This window comes from Pelomonas sp. SE-A7 (assembly GCF_030345705.1).
Lineage (GTDB): Bacteria > Pseudomonadota > Gammaproteobacteria > Burkholderiales > Burkholderiaceae_C > JAUASW01.
The window spans coordinates 115,086-134,239 of record NZ_JAUASW010000003.1; the positions used below are offsets into that span (position 1 = coordinate 115,086).

The 19,154-nt window shown below is 68.7% G+C and carries 12 protein-coding genes; 2 read left to right on the forward strand and 10 right to left on the reverse strand.

From position 1 onward, the window contains the following. Positions 1-4 precede the first annotated feature (4 nt). The 7 genes from QT382_RS18515 to QT382_RS18545 all read right to left on the reverse strand — a co-directional run bounded on the left by QT382_RS18515 (position 5) and on the right by QT382_RS18545 (position 9,125). On the reverse strand, positions 5-2,500 hold the full coding sequence (locus tag QT382_RS18515) for a putative bifunctional diguanylate cyclase/phosphodiesterase (RefSeq protein WP_289255599.1): 2,496 nt from the start codon (positions 2,498-2,500) through the stop codon (positions 5-7). Positions 2,501-2,508: 8 nt separating this feature from the next. Beyond that, a complete protein-coding gene (locus tag QT382_RS18520; RefSeq protein ID WP_289255600.1) occupies positions 2,509-4,077 on the reverse strand; it encodes a B12-binding domain-containing radical SAM protein in 1,569 nt (522 codons plus the stop codon). Beyond that, a complete protein-coding gene (locus tag QT382_RS18525; RefSeq protein ID WP_289255601.1) occupies positions 4,065-5,330 on the reverse strand; it encodes a patatin-like phospholipase family protein in 1,266 nt (421 codons plus the stop codon). The genes QT382_RS18520 and QT382_RS18525 overlap by 13 nt, the downstream gene beginning before the upstream one ends. Before the next feature lie 156 nt (positions 5,331-5,486). Next, complete coding sequence (locus QT382_RS18530) at positions 5,487-6,728, reverse strand: glycoside hydrolase family 18 protein (RefSeq protein ID WP_289255602.1); 1,242 nt, start codon at positions 6,726-6,728, stop codon at positions 5,487-5,489. A gap of 78 nt (positions 6,729-6,806) precedes the next feature. After that, on the reverse strand, positions 6,807-7,463 hold the full coding sequence (locus tag QT382_RS18535; RefSeq protein ID WP_289255603.1) for a hypothetical protein: 657 nt from the start codon (positions 7,461-7,463) through the stop codon (positions 6,807-6,809). After that, complete coding sequence (locus QT382_RS18540) at positions 7,460-8,584, reverse strand: diguanylate cyclase (RefSeq protein WP_289255604.1); 1,125 nt, start codon at positions 8,582-8,584, stop codon at positions 7,460-7,462. Before QT382_RS18540 ends, QT382_RS18535 begins: the two co-directional genes overlap by 4 nt. Before the next feature lie 19 nt (positions 8,585-8,603). Then, complete coding sequence (locus QT382_RS18545; RefSeq protein WP_289256077.1) at positions 8,604-9,125, reverse strand: Lrp/AsnC family transcriptional regulator; 522 nt, start codon at positions 9,123-9,125, stop codon at positions 8,604-8,606. Positions 9,126-9,346: 221 nt separating this feature from the next. On the opposite strand from QT382_RS18545, the gene QT382_RS18550 reads away from it, so the two are divergent. Then, a complete protein-coding gene (locus QT382_RS18550; RefSeq protein WP_289255605.1) occupies positions 9,347-12,901 on the forward strand; it encodes an indolepyruvate ferredoxin oxidoreductase family protein in 3,555 nt (1,184 codons plus the stop codon). Between the two features lie 151 nt (positions 12,902-13,052). Next, positions 13,053-14,624 carry a methyl-accepting chemotaxis protein gene (locus QT382_RS18555; RefSeq protein WP_289255606.1) on the forward strand — a complete coding sequence of 524 codons (1,572 nt, stop codon included), beginning with the start codon at positions 13,053-13,055 and terminating at the stop codon, positions 14,622-14,624. Here the strand turns inward: QT382_RS18555 and QT382_RS18560 are convergent. From QT382_RS18560 to QT382_RS18570, 3 genes are all read right to left on the reverse strand, one after another. Continuing rightward, entirely contained in the window at positions 14,605-16,407 is a 1,803-nt protein-coding gene (locus QT382_RS18560) for a peptide-N4-asparagine amidase (RefSeq protein ID WP_289255607.1), read from the reverse strand. The two genes, QT382_RS18555 and QT382_RS18560, sit on opposite strands and share 20 nt — an antisense overlap. A 143-nt stretch (positions 16,408-16,550) precedes the next feature. Next, entirely contained in the window at positions 16,551-18,446 is a 1,896-nt protein-coding gene (locus tag QT382_RS18565) for a TRAP transporter large permease (RefSeq protein ID WP_289255608.1), read from the reverse strand. A 1-nt stretch (position 18,447) separates the two neighbouring features. After that, positions 18,448-19,098, reverse strand: a complete 651-nt coding sequence (locus QT382_RS18570) for a TRAP transporter small permease subunit (RefSeq protein WP_289255609.1) — start codon at positions 19,096-19,098, stop codon at positions 18,448-18,450. Positions 19,099-19,154 lie beyond the last annotated feature (56 nt).

The window sequence follows — 19,154 nt, forward strand, 5'->3', positions numbered from 1 at the left end:
CGCCTCAGGCCGCCGCCGGATGGCTGCGGGCGCTGGCGGCTTCCAGCCAGCGCGTGGCCTGCTCGGCATTCATGGGCCGCGAGAACAGATAGCCCTGGCCGTAGCCGCAGTGCAGGCCGTGCAGGGCCTCGCACTGGTCCTTCTCCTCGATGCCCTCGGCCACCACCAGCATGCCCATGGTGTCGGCCAGGTTGATCACCGTGGTGACCAGGGCCGACAGCTCGCGCCGCTTGCACAGGTCGGTGATGAAGGAACGGTCGATCTTGAGCACGTCGAAGGGCAGCTCGCTGAGGTAGCTGAGCGAGGAATAGCCGGTGCCGAAGTCGTCCATGCACAGCAGGAAGCCCTGCTCCTTGAGCCGCGGCAGCAGGCCGAAGGCCACGTCCTGGTTGGCGATCACCGAGCTCTCGGTGACCTCGATGCGGATGTCGCCGGATCTCAGACCCAGCAGGCTGCGCAGTTCGGCAAAGCGCTCGACCAGGTTGGCATCGCGCAGCTGCACGCCCGAGACGTTGACGCTGACATACCAGCCCTCGCGCCACAGGCCGGCTCGCCGCCATTCCGCCACCTGGCGCATGCTGCCCTCCATCACCTGCAGGCCGATCTCGCAGATCAGGCCGTTCTCCTCGGCCACCGGGATGAAGTCGCCCGGTCCGATGAAGCCCTGCTTTCCATGCTCCCAGCGCACCAGCGCCTCGAAGCCGGCGTGGCTCATGCCCTCGAGCTGGATGATGGGCTGGAAGAAGGGCTTGAACTCCTGGCGCTCGATCGCGCCGCGCATGTCGGACTCGATGCGGAAGCGCTCGTCCGCCGCCTTGCGCATGGCCGGCTCGAAGATCTCGAAGCGGGCCCGGCCGCGGTGCTTGGCGCGGTGCAGGGCCAGGTCGGCATCGCGGATCACGTCTTCGGGAATGCGGTACTGCTCGCCTATGACCACCATGCCAATGCTGGCCGAGATGCGCAGCGTGCGGCCATCGAGCAGGATGGGCTCCTGCAGACGGCGCAGCACGTCGCTGCCCAGCAGGGCCAGCTCCGCTTCGCCGCAGGCCTCGTGGACCACGACGAAGTACTCGTCGCCACCGAAGCGGGTCACCGTGCCATGGTCGCCGAACAGATCGGCCAGCCGGGCCGACAGCAGGCACAGCAGCTCGTCGCCCTTGGAATGGCCCAGGGTGTCGTTGATCTGCTTGAAGCGGTCCAGGTCCACGAACAGGCCGCCGTGGCTGAGCAGGGGCGCCGAGGCGATCTCGTCGATGCTCTGCTGCAGCCGGCCGTCCAGCCATTGGCGGTTGGGCAGGCGGGTGACCGGATCATGGGTGGCGTCGAATTCGAGCTGCAGGCGCTGCGCCTCTCGGTCGCGCGCATGGCGGCGCTGCACCGCCGTCACCCAGGCCATGGCATGGACCAGATTGCCGACGGCAAAGGCATAGCCGCCGAAGCCGCGCAAGGCCGTGTCGGGCAGCACGATGGTCAGCGACTGGATCCCGCCGCCCAGCATGTTGGCGCCCAGGCCGGCCAGGAACCAGGGGTCGACGCTGTGCCTGGCGCGCAGCCGGCGCAGCAGCATGGAGATCACGGCGCCGGCCAGCAGCACCAGGGCCAGGGCCGAGTAGCGGTACAGGCCCTCGAACTTGTAGGCCACGCCGAACAGCAGGGCCACGGCGGCGACGGGCACGGCCAGGGCCAGGCGCTCGCGGCCACGCAGCTGCAAGGCCGCCAGCGTGGCCACGCCTATGCCCAGGGTCAGCAGGCTGACCGACAGGCCGTGCAGCTCCGGGAACCAGGCCGAGGCCGGCCAGAACGACAACCATTGCTGGCCCAGACCGAAGTTCTGAAGCGACCAGAACAGCAACGTGGCGACGTAGAAGGCATAGGCCAGCGAGAGTCGGCCCTCGCCCATCACCCCCAGCTGCAGGCTGAGGAAGGGGATCAGGAGCAGCATGCCGACGAAGCCGGCCATGGCCATCCAATGCTGGCCGGTGCGGCGCTGGAATTCCTCGCGCGGCATCAGCTCCACCCAGGCGCGCACCGCCTTGGCATCCTGTATCAGCACCAGCAACGGCGAGGCCGCCTCGCGGCCCTGCAGGTCATGGTGGGCCCAGGGGCTGATCAGGCTGCCCGGCGGATTGGGCTGGGTGCGCCCGCCGACCTTGAGCCGGGCACAGCCGCGGTCATCGCGGTAGGCCAGGGCGAACAGCTCGACGATCGGATCCTCGTCCACCAGCAGCGAAGGTCCGGTGGCGCTGGCTGGCGCTTCGAGCCGGAACAGTTGCACCGAGCGATCCTGCAGCAGGGCCTGGAGCTGGCCGCCATCGCACCAACGCGAGGCCGACAGCTGGCGCAGCAGCGCCTGCTCCAGCGCCGGCTCGCGGCCGGCGGCCGGCGGCCAGGCCGACAGCTTCTGCAGGTCGGCCGCCGAGGCCTGCAAGGCCGCCAGCAACAGGGCCAGCAGACCGAAGCGCAAGGCCCGGCCAAGGCTATTAAGCGGGTTGCCGCTCATGTCGGGCCCTAGTCTCGCAGCAGTGCCGGCGGACGCCGGACCTCGGTGAGCAGCTGAACCGGCTGCAGCACGGCCGGCCGATTGCCCAGGTCGGACCACAGGTCGGGATGGAGTTCGCCGGCCCCATCGGTGACCGCGGTGGCCTCGAAATGGCCACGATAGGACTCGGCGAGAGCGATGCGAGGCTGGTACAGCGTGCCCAGCCTTTCGCTCGGCCCAAAGTGGCTGCGGCGCGTCGCCGAGGCGCCGAGGTGGGCGTCGCGCGTGGCCGTTGAGAAGCGGCGCAACAGGCAGCCGACATCGGCGCTCAGGGCCGACACCAGGGCCCGTCGCGGCAGGATCTTGCGGTAGTGCCGCCACAGGCCGAAGGCATGGCGGCGCGCCTGGGCCGGCGAGACCAGGCAGTGGTCCATCTCGGCCAGCAGCGGCATCAGCTCGTCAGGCCCATCCAGGCTTTGAGTCAGCAGCGAACGACCGTCCATGTCGCGCAGCTTCAGGCCCGGCAGCAACACGCCCTGCTCGAGCTGGCGCCTGAACATGGGCGTACCCAGCAGCGGGATGGCCAGGCTGACGAAGCTGGGCAGGGTCAGCGTGGGATCGGCGGCGATCGCCTCGACCTCGTCGCGCAGGGCCCGGGCCCGGCGCTGCAAGGGGTCGTAGATCAGGCCGTAGTGAAAGGTCATGCCGGCCGCCAGGCAGCGGCGCATGCGCTCGGTGCCCGGCAGCTGCAGGTTCTGCTTCTTGGCATAACTCCGCAATTGATCGTCATCCAGAGATTCGACGCCGCTGAAGAACCCTATGCAGCCGCTGGCCCTGGCCTTGTCCATCCATTCGGGCTTGGCGAAGAAGTCCGAGGTCACCAGGGCCGCCCAGCCGCCGATCCGGCCGGCGTCGTGGAACTCGGCCAGCAGGTCCAGCCGCTCCTGCAAATGCTGCCGCGGACCGGCGAAGAAGTTCTGGTCCAGGAACATCACGCATTGCTTGCCCTGCAGGCGCTCCAGCTGGGCCCGCACATGCTCGAGCGGCAGGGTCTGGTGGGGCCGGCCCTCGGCCGTCATCGAGCAGAAGTCGCAGGCGAAGTTGCAGTTGCGGCTGGCCTCGGCGTAGCCGACCGGATGCCAGCTCGGCGCCAGCTCGTAGCGCGGCCGTACCGGCTCGGCACGATGCTCGGGCCCGTAGAGACTGGCCGCCAGCTCGGCCAGGGCTTCGGCATCGCCGTCCAGGACCACGTCGAAGAAGCGGCTGCAGTAGCGCGGCAGCACGCGCGCCAGCGGCCCGCCGACGACCACGGTCACGCCCGGGTTGAGGGTCTTGGCATAGGCGCAGAGCTGCTTCATCCGGTCCAGCGCCGCGTTCAGCCCGGTCAGCACCAGCAGCTGCGGCCAGGCCAGGGCCTTCAGGTCCTCGAAGGGCCCGCTGCGGAACTCGCAGGCCACGCGCAGCTCGCAATGCTCGTTCGAGAAAGCGCCGGCCAGCGACAGCGCCGCAATCGACTGCGGAACGAAGAAGGGATTGCCACGCGCCCCGCGGTTGTTGTCGGAATAGCAGTTGACGACCAGGACCTTCAGCTTGCCCATGCCTCGTCGTCCTGCAGCGGGGTCGGGGAGGACGCGCACATGCGCAGCCAGGCGGCCTTGGCATCGGCAAAGCGCGGGTGGCCGATCTCGCAGCAGCGTGCCTCGTTCCAATGGCCGCCTTCCAGCCGGAAGTAGTCGCCGGCCCGTCGCAGCGGCTGGTTCTGGCTGCGGCCGGCGATCCAGTTGTCGATCAGGCGGCTGATCAAGGCCACGTCGGCATCGGCCGTGGCCGAGATGTCCATCTTGACCAGGCGCCTGAACTCGACGGCCGAAGCAAAGCCCGGCGGAGGCCCCCACTGCCCCGGGGCGTGCAGGGGATGGATCAGCGGGCTGCAACGGATCACTGGCGAGTCCAGGGTCTGGCCCTCGGCGGTCGGCACGGCGCCGGTCAGCGAAAGGTGGGCCAGGTAGCTGTCCGCATCCGGCGGCTCGGCGATGATGGCGCGCGCCACCTTGGTCAGGTCGTTCAAGAGGCTGGAGCTCTTGAGTTCGACCTTGTAGGCCTCGTCCGCCGGGTCTGCGTGCGGCAGCAGCATGCAATGACCCGTGCCTATGGACAGCACGCCTATGGACTCGCGCGGCACGCCATTGCCTATGGCCTCGCTGACGGCCAGCTGCACCGGGTTGTTGAAGCCGGTGAGTGCGCCGTCCCAGTAGCCCGGCGTGCGGCTGCCGGCCGGCTTGGAGACGCCGTCGAACCAGTTCACCGGCGCATGGGTGGACAGGTCCACCGCCTCGGCCAGGGTGGTGCGGCCGTCGTCGCGCGGGAAGTTGGCGGCCGGGCTGTCGGGTCGGCTGCGCAGCAGCTTGGCGCGGTCGAACTGGTAGTCGTAGCCGACGATCAGCAGGGCCGGCAGCTGGGCGTTGCGCCCCAGCTCGGCAAGCGACTTGCCGCCGGTCTCGCCCAGGGTCTCGGTGATGAAGGCCTTCTTGCTCTTCACGTCGTAGCGCGTGCCCAGGCGGCCGGCGCTGAGCACCGAGGTCCAGCGCTTCCACACCGGCAGCTTGCTGAAGAAGCGCTTGCGGTTGGACTCGTCGTCGAACTTGCGGACGATGTCGGCCGGGCTGCGGTTGTTGGCCAGTGCGCCCAGCACGAAGGAGCCGCCCGAGGTGCCGGCGGCGAGCTTGAAATGGGAGAGGACTTGGTGGCCCGGCGTATCGGCGCCGAAGAGTTCGGCCAGGGCCCGGGCCTGCGCGAGACAGAACGTTCCCCCGCCGTCGAGGCTGAGGATGCGGAAGTCCTTGGACGTCACGACGCCTCCTTGCCGGGCTCTGACAGGCCTCGGCTGTGCAGCAGCATGCGCCGTTGCCTGGCGCACGACGGGAGGATTAGCCTCCAATCAGGGGCCGGGGTCAAGAAAGCGGCCCGCCCGCCGTGGCGCGGCAGGCACGGTCTGACCCCGTCGAGCTCAGCGGGGTTTCTTGCCGACGCCGAGGTTCATCGCATTGAGCAGCTCGCCCTCATGGTCCTGCGAGAGCTCCCAGGCGAACACGCCGGCCAGGCCGGCACGGCGGGCATAGCGGCCCTTCTCAAGCACGGCCCGCGGATCGTCGTAGCTGATCCAGAGCTTCTGCTCGGGCTGGTAGAGGCTGAAGGCAGCAGCCTGCTTGTCGTGCTGGACCACCCAGCCATTGAGGCCGCGGCCCTGGGCATCGAGCCGGTCGGCACGCAGCTCGCGGTAGACGGTGGAGCCATCGCCGTTGTCCGGGTAGTTGCCGGTCTTGGCCGCGCCATGCCCTTGCTTGCTCGTCACGCCAGCAAAGCCGCGGCCATACATGGCCACACCGGCCACCAGCTTGGCGCGCGGCACGCCGGCCTTCACGAGATTGGCGACCGAACGCTCGACGCTGTCATCGGTCTTGCGGGCACTCTTCAGCGCCGCATGGTGGCCGGCGGTGTCGGTCCAGGGGCCGAAGAAGTCGTACGTCATCATGAAGACCAGGTCCAGGGCCGGCGCGGCCTGGCGGAACTTGATCCGGTCGACGATGGTGGAGCTGCTGTTGACGGCCGTGGTCACCAGGTAACGGCGGCCGGTCTCGCGGCCCAGCTGGTCGACGGCGGCGCGCAGGTCGACCATCAGGTCGGCATAACCCTGGCCATCGGCCGGCGAGCCCAGGGCCACGCCGTTGGCCGAGCCGTTGCCGCCGGGATGCTCCCAGTCGATGTCTATGCCGTCGAAGCCCGGATGCTCGCGCAGGAAGCGCACCACGTCCTTGGCAAAGACCTGGCGCTTGGCAGCGTCGTTGGCGAGGTGGAAGAACGGGTCCGAGCCGCCCCAGCCACCGACCGAGGCCACGACCTGCAGCGCCGGCAGACGCTTCTTCAAGGCGACGAAGCCGGCATCGAAGCGGCGCTCCAGCTCGGTATCGGTCAGCGAGAACTCGGGCCGGCCGGCACAGGTCTTGGCGTCCTTCTCCAGCTGGCCGGGTCCGCAGATCCGCAGGAAGGCATAAAGGATGTGGCTGAGGCTGCCGGGCTTGATCTTGTCCAGCTGCTCGACGCCCTCCCAGCCCGGCACATAGACGCCCACCACCGGCGAGCCCGGCTTGTTCTCGAAGGCCAGCGGGCCGGCGCCGAACAAGGGTGGCGCGGCCAGCACCGCGGTGGAGGCCAGGCTCAGGGCGGCAAGGGCAGCGGTCAGCAGGCGCATCAGACAGTCTCCGGGCAGGCAACAAGGCCGGCCGAGACTAACACCAATCGACTACCAATCAAATACCAATTACCCGAATCAGGGCGCCCGGACGATGCGCAGCTGCAGCTCGCGGCTGGTCTGGGGTTCGGCATCGCGGCTGCTGTAGGTGCCGGCAGCCGGGGCTTGAGGGTTGCTGCCTTCGCGGGCCACGACCGCCCACTGGTCCAGCGGAATCAGCTGAGTGGTCACCAACTCCTCGCTGCCCGCCTCGCCGCGAGGCAGCAGGGCCCGCAGTTCCAGCAGCACCGGCTGCGAGCCGCCGGGCCAGCTGGGCTTGATCTGGAAACCGGTCTGGCGGTCGACCCAGACCGAGCGCATCTGGGCTTGCGGCTGCCATTGGCCGCGGCGGTCTCTCTCGACGCCCCAGTCCAGCATCTCCATGCGCCGCGGCTGGTTGACCAGGGCGCTGGCCTGACGGCCGTTGAGCACCAGCAGGCGCTGAACCGGCGACACGCCGGCATCAGCGGGCCGGGTCGAAATGATCTTGCCGCCGGCCGGCGATACCGAGCCGCCCGTGCCCACCACCACGGCGCCGCGCTTGCTGGCATCGAGCGCTGCGCCGCTGAGGCTGGTCTCGACCCAGCGCAGCTCGATTTGCAGCATCACCTGCGGCGGCTCGGCGGCCTGCGCCACCAGCGGCAGCATCACCAGGGCCGTCAGCAGGGCCCGGCGCTTGAGCTTGGTCTTCGTCATCCGATCACCACGCGGTTGCGGCCTTCGCTCTTGGCCTGGTAGAGCAGGCGGTCGGCCCGCTCCAGCGTCTGCGCCAGCGTCTCACCGGGGCGGTGCTGGGTCAAGCCGGCCGAGACGCTGGTGCTGAGCATCACCTCGCCGGCCGGCACACGCAGCGCCTCCACATGCTCGCGCACCCGCTCGACGCCAGCCAGGGCCGGCGGCATGCGCGAGTCGGCCATCAGCAGCACGAATTCCTCGCCGCCCCAGCGGGCCAGCACGTCGGAAGCGCGTATCGCCGCCTGGGCCACGTCGGCAAAGCCGCGCAGCACGGCGTCGCCGGTGCCGTGGCCGTGGCGGTCGTTGACGCGCTTGAAATGGTCGATGTCCAGCAGGGCCACACAGAAGCTCTGGCCGCTGCGTTGGCAACGCTGCACCTCCTGGTCCAGCAGAGTCTGCATGTGGCGGCGGTTCAGGAGGCCGGTCAGCTCGTCATGCGTGGCCAGCGCCTGGATCTGGGCCAGGGCCTCGGCGAGTTCCGACTTCTGCTCGGCCAGGCGGTGGCGGATGCGGCTGATGCGGCCGGCCAGCACCGACACCGCCGGCAGCGTGCAGACCAGCATCAGGAAATGCCCCAGCTCGACGGCCGGCGGGTACTGGGCCGGCCGCCAATGCGCCATGAAGGCCATGGTCAGGCCGAACAGGCCCAGCGCATAGAGGCTGATGCGCAAGGTGGTGCCGGCGCGCAGCTGGAACATGCCGAACACCAGGATGGTCATCAGGATGGGAAACACCGCGCCGCGCAGCGGGCCGGCCATGCCATAGCCGACGGCGCCGCAGGCAATCGCGTAGACCATCTGCGGCACGGTCAGCGAGGGGTCCGCGAGGCGCTTGCTCCAGCCGCTGCGAATCAGCAGATAGGCGCCGAGCAGGCCGCCCAGCGACAGGCCGGTCCACCAGGCCAGCGGCGCGCTGGACAGGCCGTTGACCCAGGCCGCGTACTGCATGATGGCCACGCAGACCGCCATCAGCACCAGGGCCAGGCTGGCCTGGATCAGGCGGATGCGCTGCACCCGCTCGCCGGTGAACAGCAGCTCCGACAAGCGGTCGGTCCAGCGGGGCGTGGTGGCGTGGCGCTCCATGGGCGGCTAGCCTAACCGATCAGGCGCCCTTGGCCGGCTGCAGATGCGCCAGCGGCAGGCCGCCGCCGGCCTTGACCTCGCCCAGGGAGAAGCTGGTGTGCACATCTTTCACGTTAGGCAGGTTCAGCAAGGTGTCGATCGTGAAGCGGCTGAAGGCATCCAGGTCGGTCGCCAGCACCTGCAACTCGAAGGTGCCGGCGCCCGAGATGTAGTGGCAGGCGATCACCTCGGGCAGGCGGCGTATCGCCTCTTCCAGCACCTTGGTGGCGGCCGCATTGTTGCGGTCGGCGTCGAGCTTGACGAAAGCCAGCACGCCCAGGCCGACCTTGCGTCTGTCGATCTCGGCGCGGTAGCCGGTGATGTAGCCCTGCTCTTCTAGCCAGCGCACGCGCCGCCAGGTCGGGGCTGCGGAAAGGCCTATGCGCGCCGCCAGCTCGGCATTGGACAGGCGGGCATCGCGCTGCAGCTCGCCCAGGATGGCGATGTGATAGCGGTCAAGCGTGCCGTCCTCGGCCTCCGCGGGCGCAGCAGCAGCGGCCAGGGTTTGCCCTGATTTGCGTGTTTTGGAAACCAATCTGATCTCGATCTATTGATTGGAGAAAGATTATTGCCTAGATGCAAGCTGCCGAGCGCAAATGAGAAAGCACCCGGCGCCCCGCTTTCCCTACACTCGCGGATCCGGAATACTGCCGCTATCCGGGCCCCGCCCGGCCGCCACAAGCGACCCCGGCAGGCGCCCCGTCCCCATAGGAGCCCGACCCGATGAACGCCCCGCTGCCCGAACACATCCTGCGTGCCCTCGAGAAGGTCACGCTGGACGACAAGTACGCCCTGGACTCGGGCCGCGCCTTCATGAGCGGCGTCCAGGCCCTGGTGCGACTGCCCATGCTGCAGCGCACCCGCGATGCGATGGCCGGACTCAACACCGCCGGCTTCATCTCGGGCTACCGCGGCTCGCCGCTGGGCGGCTACGACCAGATGCTGATGGCGGCCAAGAAGCATCTGGCCAAGAACAACATCGTGTTCCAGCCCGGCGTCAACGAGGAACTGGGCGCCACGGCCGTCTGGGGCACGCAGCAGCTGGCCCTGTTCCCGGAGAAGGCCAAGGTCGACGGCGTGTTCGGCATCTGGTACGGCAAGGGCCCGGGCGTGGACCGCTGCATCGACGTGTTCAAGCACGCCAATATGGCCGGCACCTCGCGCCATGGCGGCGTGATCGCCGTGGCCGGCGATGACCACATCGCCAAGAGCTCCACCGCCGCCCACCAGAGCGACCACGTGTTCAAGGCCGTGGGTTTCCCGGTGTTCTTCCCGTCCAGCGTGCAGGACATCCTGGACATGGGCTTGCATGCCTTCGCCATGAGCCGCTTCTCCGGCCTGTGGTCGGGCCTGAAGACCATTCAGGAAATCGTCGAATCCTCGGCCTCGGTCAGCGTCGATCCGGACCGGGTCAACATCATCCTGCCCGAGGACTTCGAGATGCCGCCGGGCGGCCTGCACATCCGCTGGCCGGATCCGCCGCTGGACCAGGAAGCGCGGATGATGGATTACAAGTGGTACGCCGCCCTGGCCTATGTGCGCGCCAACAAGCTGAACTACAACGTCGTGTCCACGCCGCAGGACCGCTTCGGCATCATCGCCAGCGGCAAGGCCTGGAACGACACCCGCCAGGCCCTGCATGACCTGGGACTGGACGACGACACGCTGCGCCGCCTCGGCATCCGCCTGCACAAGGTCAATGTGGTGTGGCCGCTGGAAGCCACCATCACCCGCGACTTCGCGCAGGGCCTGCAGGAGATCCTGGTGGTCGAGGAGAAGCGCCAGATGATCGAGTACCAGCTCAAGGAGGAGCTGTACAACTGGCGTCCGGACGTGCGTCCCAATGTGATGGGCAAGTTCGACGAGATCGCCGGCGACAACACCGGCGGCGAATGGAACGTGCCCAACCCGGCCAAGAACTGGCTGCTGCGCCCCGAGGCCGACCTGACGCCGGCCATCATCGCCCGCGCCATTGCCAAGCGCCTGAAGAAGCTGGGCGTGGACGCCGACGTGCAGGCTAGGTTGGATGCCCGCGTGGCCATCATCGACGCCAAGGAAAACGCGCTCAAGGCCGAGGAAAAGACCGCCGGCGGCGCCGACCGCACGCCCTGGTTCTGCTCGGGCTGCCCGCACAACACCTCGACCCGCGTGCCCGAAGGCTCGCGCGCCGTCGGCGGCATCGGCTGCCACTACATGGTCACCTGGATGCCGGGCCGCAGCACGGCCACCTTCACCCAGATGGGCGGCGAGGGCGTGCCCTGGGTCGGCCAGGCGCCGTTCACCGACGAGAAGCACATCTTCTCCAACCTGGGCGACGGCACCTACTTCCACTCGGGCATCCTGGCGATCCGCCAGAGCATCGCGGCCGGCGTCAACATCACCTACAAGGTGCTCTACAACGACGCGGTCGCCATGACCGGCGGCCAGCAGGTCGGCGAGCGCCCTGAGGGTCACAGCGTCACGCAGATCATGAACAGCCTGGTCTCGGAAGGCGTGGCCAAGCTGGTCATCGTCACCGACGAGCCCGAGAAGTACGCCGGCAAGCCGCTGGCCTACGGCGTGACCGTGCACCACCGCGACGAGCTGGACGAGATCCAGCGCCAGTTCCGCGAGATCCCGGGCACCAGCGTCATCATCTACGACCAGACCTGCGCCACCGAGAAGCGCCGCCGCCGCAAGCGCGGCAAGCTGGTCGACCCGGCCAAGCGCGCCTTCATCAACGAGCTGGTCTGCGAAGGCTGCGGCGACTGCTCGATCCAGTCCAACTGCCTGTCGGTCGAGACGCTGGACACCGATTTCGGCCGCAAGCGCCAGATCAACCAGAACAGCTGCAACAAGGACTACAGCTGCGTGAAGGGCTTCTGCCCCAGCTTCGTCACCATCGAGGGCGGCGAGCTGAAGAAGCCCAAGAAGGACAAGCGCATCAGCCCCTTCGACGCGAGCCTTCCCGCCCTGGCCCAGCCGGTGATCCCGAGCAGCCGGGAGGCCTTCGGCATCGTCGTGGCCGGCGTGGGCGGCACCGGCGTGATCACCATCGGCCAGCTGCTCGGCATGGCGGCCCACCTGGAAGGCAAGGGCGTGATCACCCAGGACGCAGCCGGCCTCGCCCAGAAGGGCGGCGCGACCTGGAGCCACATCCAGATCGCCGACGCGGTCGAGGACATCCACTGCACCAAGGTCGGCACGGCCGAGGCCCAGCTGGTGATCGCCTGCGACGCCATAGTCGGCGCCAACAAGAGCACGCTGGCCGTGATGCGCGAGGGTCGCACCTTCGTGGCGCTGAACACCCACGGCTCGCCGACAGCGACGCTGGTGAACGACGCCAACTGGAGCTTCCCGGGCGCCGCCTGCGAGGCCGCCATCGCCGCCGCCGTGGGCAAGGAGCACTTCGGTCTGTTCGACGCCGAGGAGGTGTCGGTCAAGCTGCTGGGCGATTCGCTGTACACCAACCCGCTGATGCTGGGCTATGCCTGGCAGAAGGGCCGCATCCCGCTGAGCTATGCCTCGCTGATGCGCGCCATCGAGCTCAACGGCGTGCAGATCGACAACAACAAGGCCGCCTTCGAATGGGGCCGCCGCTGCGTGCAGGACCTGGCCGCCGTGCAGGCCCTGTTCGCCGCCAAGCAGGTGATCAACATCGTCAAGCGGCCCGGTGTGGACGAGATCGTGGCCAAGCGCGTCGAGTTCCTGACCGGCTACCAGAACGCCGCCTATGCCGAGACCTACAAGGCCTTCGTCGAAAAGGTGCGCGCGGCCGAAGGCCCGCTCAACAGCAGCCGCCTGACCGAGGCCGTGGCCAAGTATCTGTTCAAGCTGATGGCCTACAAGGACGAGTACGAGGTGGCTCGCCTGCACACCGACAAGAGCTTCACCGACAAGATCGCGGCGCAGTTCGAGGGTGACTTCAAGATCGTCCACCACCTCGCTCCGCCGCTGCTGGCCAAGAAGGACGCGCAGGGCCACCTGGTCAAGAGCGCCTTCGGCGGCTGGGTGCGTCCGGCCTTCTCGCTGCTGGCCAGGATGAAGGGCCTGCGCGGCACGGCCCTCGACATCTTCGGCTACACCGAGGAGCGCAAGATGGAGCGCGCCCTGATCCAGCAGTACCGCGCCAGCATCGAAGAGGTGCTGGCCAAGCTGACCGCCGACCGCCTGGCGCTGGCGGCCGAGATCGCGCGGATCCCCGAGGAGATCCGCGGCTACGGCCATGTGAAGGAGCGCCATGCCAAGGCCGCCAAGGCCAAGTGGGACGGCCTGATGGCCCAGTGGCGCCAAGCCTGATCCAGGCCCACCCCGCCCTCACCAAGCCCGCAGCGCGCCAGCCCTGCGGGCTTGTTTGTTCTGGATGCGCCCAGCCGGATTGACATCGGGCAAGCCTGGGCCTTCAATCGTCTCCACCCGGCCCGGCAGAGGCCGCCCAAGGAGAGACGACATGCCCCAGACCCTGAGCATTTCGAACCGGCTCTGGCTGCCCACCCTGCTGACCGGCGTCATCCTGGTCGCGCTGACCCTGGTCACCAGCTGGCGCAGCAGCAAGGCGCTGGAGGAAGAGCAGCGCGAACAGGCCGAACAGCGCGAGAAGCTGGAGATCTCGCTGCAATGGGCCGGCCTGACCCAGGCCAATGCGGCCCGCACCATGGCCGGACTGCAGAGCGCCGACGCCGGGCTGGCCGCGACGCTCAAGCCCGAGATGGACGCCACCTCGGCCCGGATCTCGGAGCTGCAGAAGAGCATCGAGGCTGCGGCCGACAGCGACGAGGAGAAGCAGAGCCTCGCCGCCATCGCCCAGGCCCGCAAGGTCTACATCGATGCCCGCGGCGCCGCCGCCAAGGCGCGCGGCGCGGGCGCTGACATGGGTGCCCAGGTCAGCGGCGTGCGGTCCGAGCTGGACCGCTACCTCGCGGCGCAGAAGGCCTACGTCGATCTGCAGCACCGGCTGGCGGTCGACCTGGCCGCCGCTGCCAAGGCAGCCCGCGCGACCAGCGTGATGATCACCGCCGTGCTGCTGGGCGCCGTGGTGCTGATGCTGCTGGTCAGCACCTGGCTGATGGTGCGTTCCATCATCCCGCCGCTGCGCGTGGCCCTGGACGCCACCGAGCGCATTGGCGCGGGCGACCTGTCGGTGCAGCTGGAGTCCAGCCGCGGCGACGAGATCGGCGACCTGCAGCGCGGTCTCAACCGCATGGTGGTCTCGCTGCGCAGCCTGGTGCAGGACGTGCGCGAGAGCGCCGAGAACATCAAGTCGGCGGCCGGCGAGATCGCCGTCGGCAACCAGGACCTCAGCCAGCGCACCGAGCAGGCCGCCAGCAGCCTGCAGATGACGGCGAGCACCATGGAGCAGCTGACCAGCACGGTGCGCAGCTCCTCGGACTCGGCCGCCACCGCCAACCAGCTGGCGGTCGATGCCGCCCATGTGGCGCAGGACGGCGGCCAGGTGGTCGGTCAGGTGGTGGACACCATGGGCCGCATCCACGCCAGCTCGGGCCGCATCAACGACATCATCGGCGTGATCGACGGCATTGCCTTCCAGACCAATATCCTGGCCCTGAATGCCGCGGTGGAAGCGGCGCGGGCCGGCGAACAGGGCCGCGGCTTCGCCGTGGTGGCCGGCGAGGTGCGGGCCCTGGCCCAGCGCAGCGCCGAGGCCGCCAAGGAGATCAAGTCGCTGATAGGCCAGAGCGTCAGCGAGGTCGATGCCGGCTCCAGCCTGGTGGGCCGCGCCGGCTCGACCATGGGCGCGGTGGTGGACAGCGTCAAGCGGGTCACCAGCGTGCTCAGCGAGGTCAGCGCCAGTTCGCGCGAGCAGAGCCACAGCCTGGCCCAGATCAATGCCGCGGTCAGCCAGCTGGACCAGATGACGCAGCAGAACTCGGCCCTGGTCGAGGAAAGCGCGGCAGCCGCCGCCAGCCTGCAGGAGCAGGCCCTGCGGCTGGCCTCCATGGTCGAGACCTTCAGGCTGGAGGGCCTGCGACCGCAGGGCGAGTTCAGGGCAAAGGCAGCCTGAGCAGCAACTCGTTGTCCATGCGCAGGCCCAGCGGGTCCAGGTACCAGGCGGGCCTGGGCGCCGTGGCGCAGCGCGCGGACTCCCTGGCCTCGACCATCTTGCCGTCCTTGCTGAGCAGGCGGCGCGACGCGCAGTTCAAGGCGCTGTCCGAGTAGTCGAAGCGCTGGGCCGTGCTCTGGGTCTGGACCGCGCTCGCACCGGCCGCCGGCGCCTCGGCGCGGATGTCGGCCGTGACCGCGTTCTCGACCTGGCTGAAGAAGACGCGGCGCTGCTCGTCCTGCAGCCACTGGCTGCGCTGGAACTGCTGCTCGACGGCGATGCGCTGCAGCAGGGGCTCGCTCACATAGAGCAGGCGGAACGGATAGCTGCTGCTGCGCGTCGCACGCTGCGTCTTGCCGCCGCGCTCCACCAGGGTCTGGTCCTCGACCCGCGTCTGCTGGACGACTTCCAGCTGCGTGGCCGAATAGGTCTGCAGGTTGCTGAAGCTGGTCTGTTGGGCCACGGTAACTTGCTCGCGGCCACGTGAGCCGATCTGGTAGCCGGCTATCCGGTAGTCGCGGCTGGCCAGGGTCTGCAGCAGGCCGCTGGGCGCCGCGCCGCTGGGCAGCTTGAGCTGGTTGCTGATCTTGCTCGGGTCGTTGAGGTCCTTCAGGCTGTTCTCGGTCAGCTGGCCGGTGACCCGCTCGACGCCGGCGTCGCGATAGACGAGCAGGCTGCCGACCAGGTTGAACCAGGCCCGCGAGTTCAAGACCTTGATGCGCACCGAATGGTTGGCGCCATCGGCCAGCAGCGGCGCGAAAGGCGACAGGTCGACCCGGTAGGGCTGCAGCTGCAAGGTCTGCACGCCGGTGGTCTGCAGCCACAAGCGCGGGTTGTGGCCGCCGCTGAAGACCCAGGGGAAGATGGGCGCCAGGCCGGCGGGCTGGTCATCGATCAGCACCTGGACCTCGCGGTAGGCGCCGTCGCCGCAAGTGCCCAGCGCCGCGGCCAGCTCGGTCGGCGCGCAGGCGTACCAGTACTCGTTGCTCGACTGGCCCTGGGCGATCAGGTCCAGGTAGACCCGCGAGGTGTTCAGCGGAAAGCGGAAGCTGCGGGTGTAGCCGCCCTCGGGCCGCTGCTGGGCCAGCGGCCGCGCCGAGGCGCCGGCGCTGAAGGCCAGCACCTGGTCGGCCTGCGAAGGCAGGGGCTCGCCCGCCACGGCCGGATAGAACAGCAGCCGCGCGCTGCCGGTGAAGACGCCTGTGTAGGTCGCGTTGACCACGGTGTCCAGCACCGCGGCCCCGGCCTGCGGCGTGCGCAGCAGGGCGGCGAACTCGGTCACGTCGCGCTCGATCTTCCAGCTGCGCGCCAGGCTGGCCGTGGGCTGGGGCGTGGTGCCGTAGTAGAGGTTGACGCCGCCCAGGCCGATCAGGGCCGTGCGGTCGAACTGCCGGCCGGCCGTGACGCTGTAGTCCGCTTCCAGCACCACCTTGGCCCAGGCACCCTGGCAGAGCGCGGGCGGCTGGTAGCTGAAGTCGCGCTGGTTGAAGTCGTTGAAGCTCAGTCCCTGGTACAGCGTCACGACGCAGGGCGTGGTCCCGGGCCTGGGCAGCGCCGGCTCGGCATGGGTCGGATCGGTGCTGCCCACATTGATGGCCTGGATCGCCTGCAGCGGCGCCAGGTCTGATGCCGGCAGGGCTGCACCGCCCGAATCCTTGCCGGCGCCGCCACCGCAACCGCCCAGCCCAATCAGGCAAGCGGCCAGGGCCACGCCGACGCCCATGCGCCTCATCCCTCTCTCCATCGGATCGCTCCTAATTCTTGATGTGAGCGCGCATTGGAGCTTCAATCAGGCGCCATTCCATGGGGGCAAGCCCCAAGCCGGACCGGCAGCCGCCGCCACACCCCCTTCAAGGGGGGCGGGCGTTCACAGCGGGGGGTTTCCGTTCAGCGGCCGTACAGATAGCCCGGCAGCCACAGCGTCATGCCGGGCCACACGTACATGATCACCATGCACAGGATCACCACCAGCATGTAGGGCATCATGCCGGCGAAGATCTGGTTCAGCGTCACATGCGGCGGGCTGACACCCTTCAGGTAGAAGGCCGACATCGCCACCGGCGGGCTCAGGAAGGCCGCCTGCAGATTGACGAAGACCAGGGTGCCCCAGAGCATCGGGTCGATGCCGAAATGCTGCAGCAGCGGCAGGAAGATGGGCACGAAGATCACGATGATCTCGGTCCATTCCAGCGGCCAGCCCAGCACGAAGATGATGGCCTGCGACAGCAGCATGAACTGCAGCGGCGTCAGGTCCAGCTTCAAGACCCATTGCTCGACCAGGGCCTGGCCGCCGAGCAGGGCGAACACGGCCGAGAACAGCGCCGAGCCGACGAACAGCCAGCAGACCATGGCCGTGGTCTTGGCGGTCAGGAACACCGCCTCCTTGATGCGCTGGAAATTCAGGGTGCCGGCCTGGAAGGCCATCAGGAAGGCGCCGGCCGCGCCCACCGCCGCCGACTCGGTGGCCGTGGTGATGCCGAACAGGATCACGCCCAGCACCACAAGCGTCAGGATGCCCAGCGGCATCACCGAGGACACGAGCATGCGCAGGATCTCGAACTGCTCGGCGTCGAACTTCCAGTAGTACCAGGCCAGCAGCAGCAGGCTCAGGGCGCAGCTGATGGCGAAGCCGGTGTAGAAGGCCTGGGGCACCGACTCGGGCTTGGGCACGTCGATCACTTCGCCCATGCGCTGCAGGCCGGTATCGGCGGCCGCACCGGGTGGCTCCTTCACGGCACCGGGAGGCTCCTGCACGCCGCTGCTGCCGGGAGGCTCCTTCAGGGCGCCCGGTGGTTCCTGCAGACCGCCCGAGGCGCCGGGTGGCTCGGCCAGGCCGCCGCCGGCCGGGCGCGGTTCGGCCACCGTGGCCGTCACCGCGGGCGGGGCATTGGACTCGACCTTCTGCGTGTAGATGGTCACGTACCACCAGGTCGTGCCCAGGCACACGAGCGCCAGCCAGACCGGCACCAGGGCGCGCAACAAGCTGGCGACCACCCGGCCGTAGCCTATGCCCGCGGCGCGCGCGCGGCCTGGTGCGAGCAGCGACTTCAAGAGCGCCACGAGCATGCGCGGCGAGTAGTCGCTCGCCAGCTGTGCCACCCAGGGCGAGATCGGCGCACGCTGCTGCTCGATCGGCAGCTGCGGCGCGACCTTGGGGTTGAGCAGGGCCCAGCCGATCACGTAGACCAGGTAGAGAAACGCCAGGAAGAAGCCCGGGAACATGGCGGCCGCATAGAGCTTGACCACCGACTGCCCGGCCACCGCGGCGTAGACGATGATCATCACCGAGGGCGGGATCAGGATGCCCAGCGTGCCGCCGGCGGTGATCACGCCCGAAGCCAGGCGCACGTCGTAGCCGGCGTTGAGCATGGGCCGCATCGCGATCACGCCCATCAGCACCACCACGGCGCCCACCAGGCCCGAGGCAATGCCCCAGAAGGTGCAGATCACCAGCGTGGTCACGGCCAGCGAGCCGGGCAGGCGGCGGAAGGCCAGCTGTACGCTGTGGAACATCTTGTCGACCAGGGCGCCACGCTCCATCACGTAGCCCATCAAGACGAACAGCGGAATCGACAGCAGGGTGTCGTTGTTCATCGCCCCGTAGGCACGCTGCACCATCAGGTCGAACACATGGTTGTTCCACCAGGCCGTGCCAGGGTCGTAGAAGGCGACGAAGCCGAACATCATCCCGAGGCCCATCAGCGTGAAGGCGGTGGGGAAGCCCAGCATGATCACGACGACGATCAGGCACAGCATGGTGAGGCCGAGCGCGGCATTGCTCATGTCAGCCCCCCAGGCGCTGGCGCGCCGCCTCGTCAATGTCCTTGGCCTTCTCTATCGCCTCGCGCGCGGCCTCGGCATCGACGTGCTGGCTGGCCGACAGCTGCTGCTCGACCACGTCGATCTCCTCGGCATCCTTGAGCCGCGGCGGCCACTGCCCGCTGCGGATGCAGACCACGCAGCGCAGGATCTCCGACAGGCCCTGCATCAGCACCATGGCGCCGGCCAGCGGGATGATGTACTTGAACGGATAGACCGGCAGCGGCGTCGCGTTGAAGGTGTGCTCGCGGATCGCCAGCGATTCGCCGGCATAGGTCCAGCCGCTCCAGGTCAGTGCACACACGCCGGGCAGGAAGAACAGCAGGTACAGCACGCAGTCCAGCGAGGCCTGGGTGCGCGGCTTCATGCTGCCGTAGAGGAAGTCGCCGCGCACATGGCCGTCATGGGCCAGGGTGTAGGCACCGCCCATCATGAACAGCGTGCCGTAGAGCATGTTGCTGGCGTCGAACACCCAGGCCGTGGGCATGTTCAGGGCATAGCGCTTGAACACCTCGGCCACCACCAGCAGCATCAGCGCGACGATCAGCCAGGAGAAGGCCTTGCCCACCCAGGTGCTGATGCCATCGGCGGTGTGCAGAAGCTTCTGTACCGTCATCCGGACCCCCCAACGATGGAATCAAGAAACAAGGCCCGCCTGGAGCGGGCCTTGGT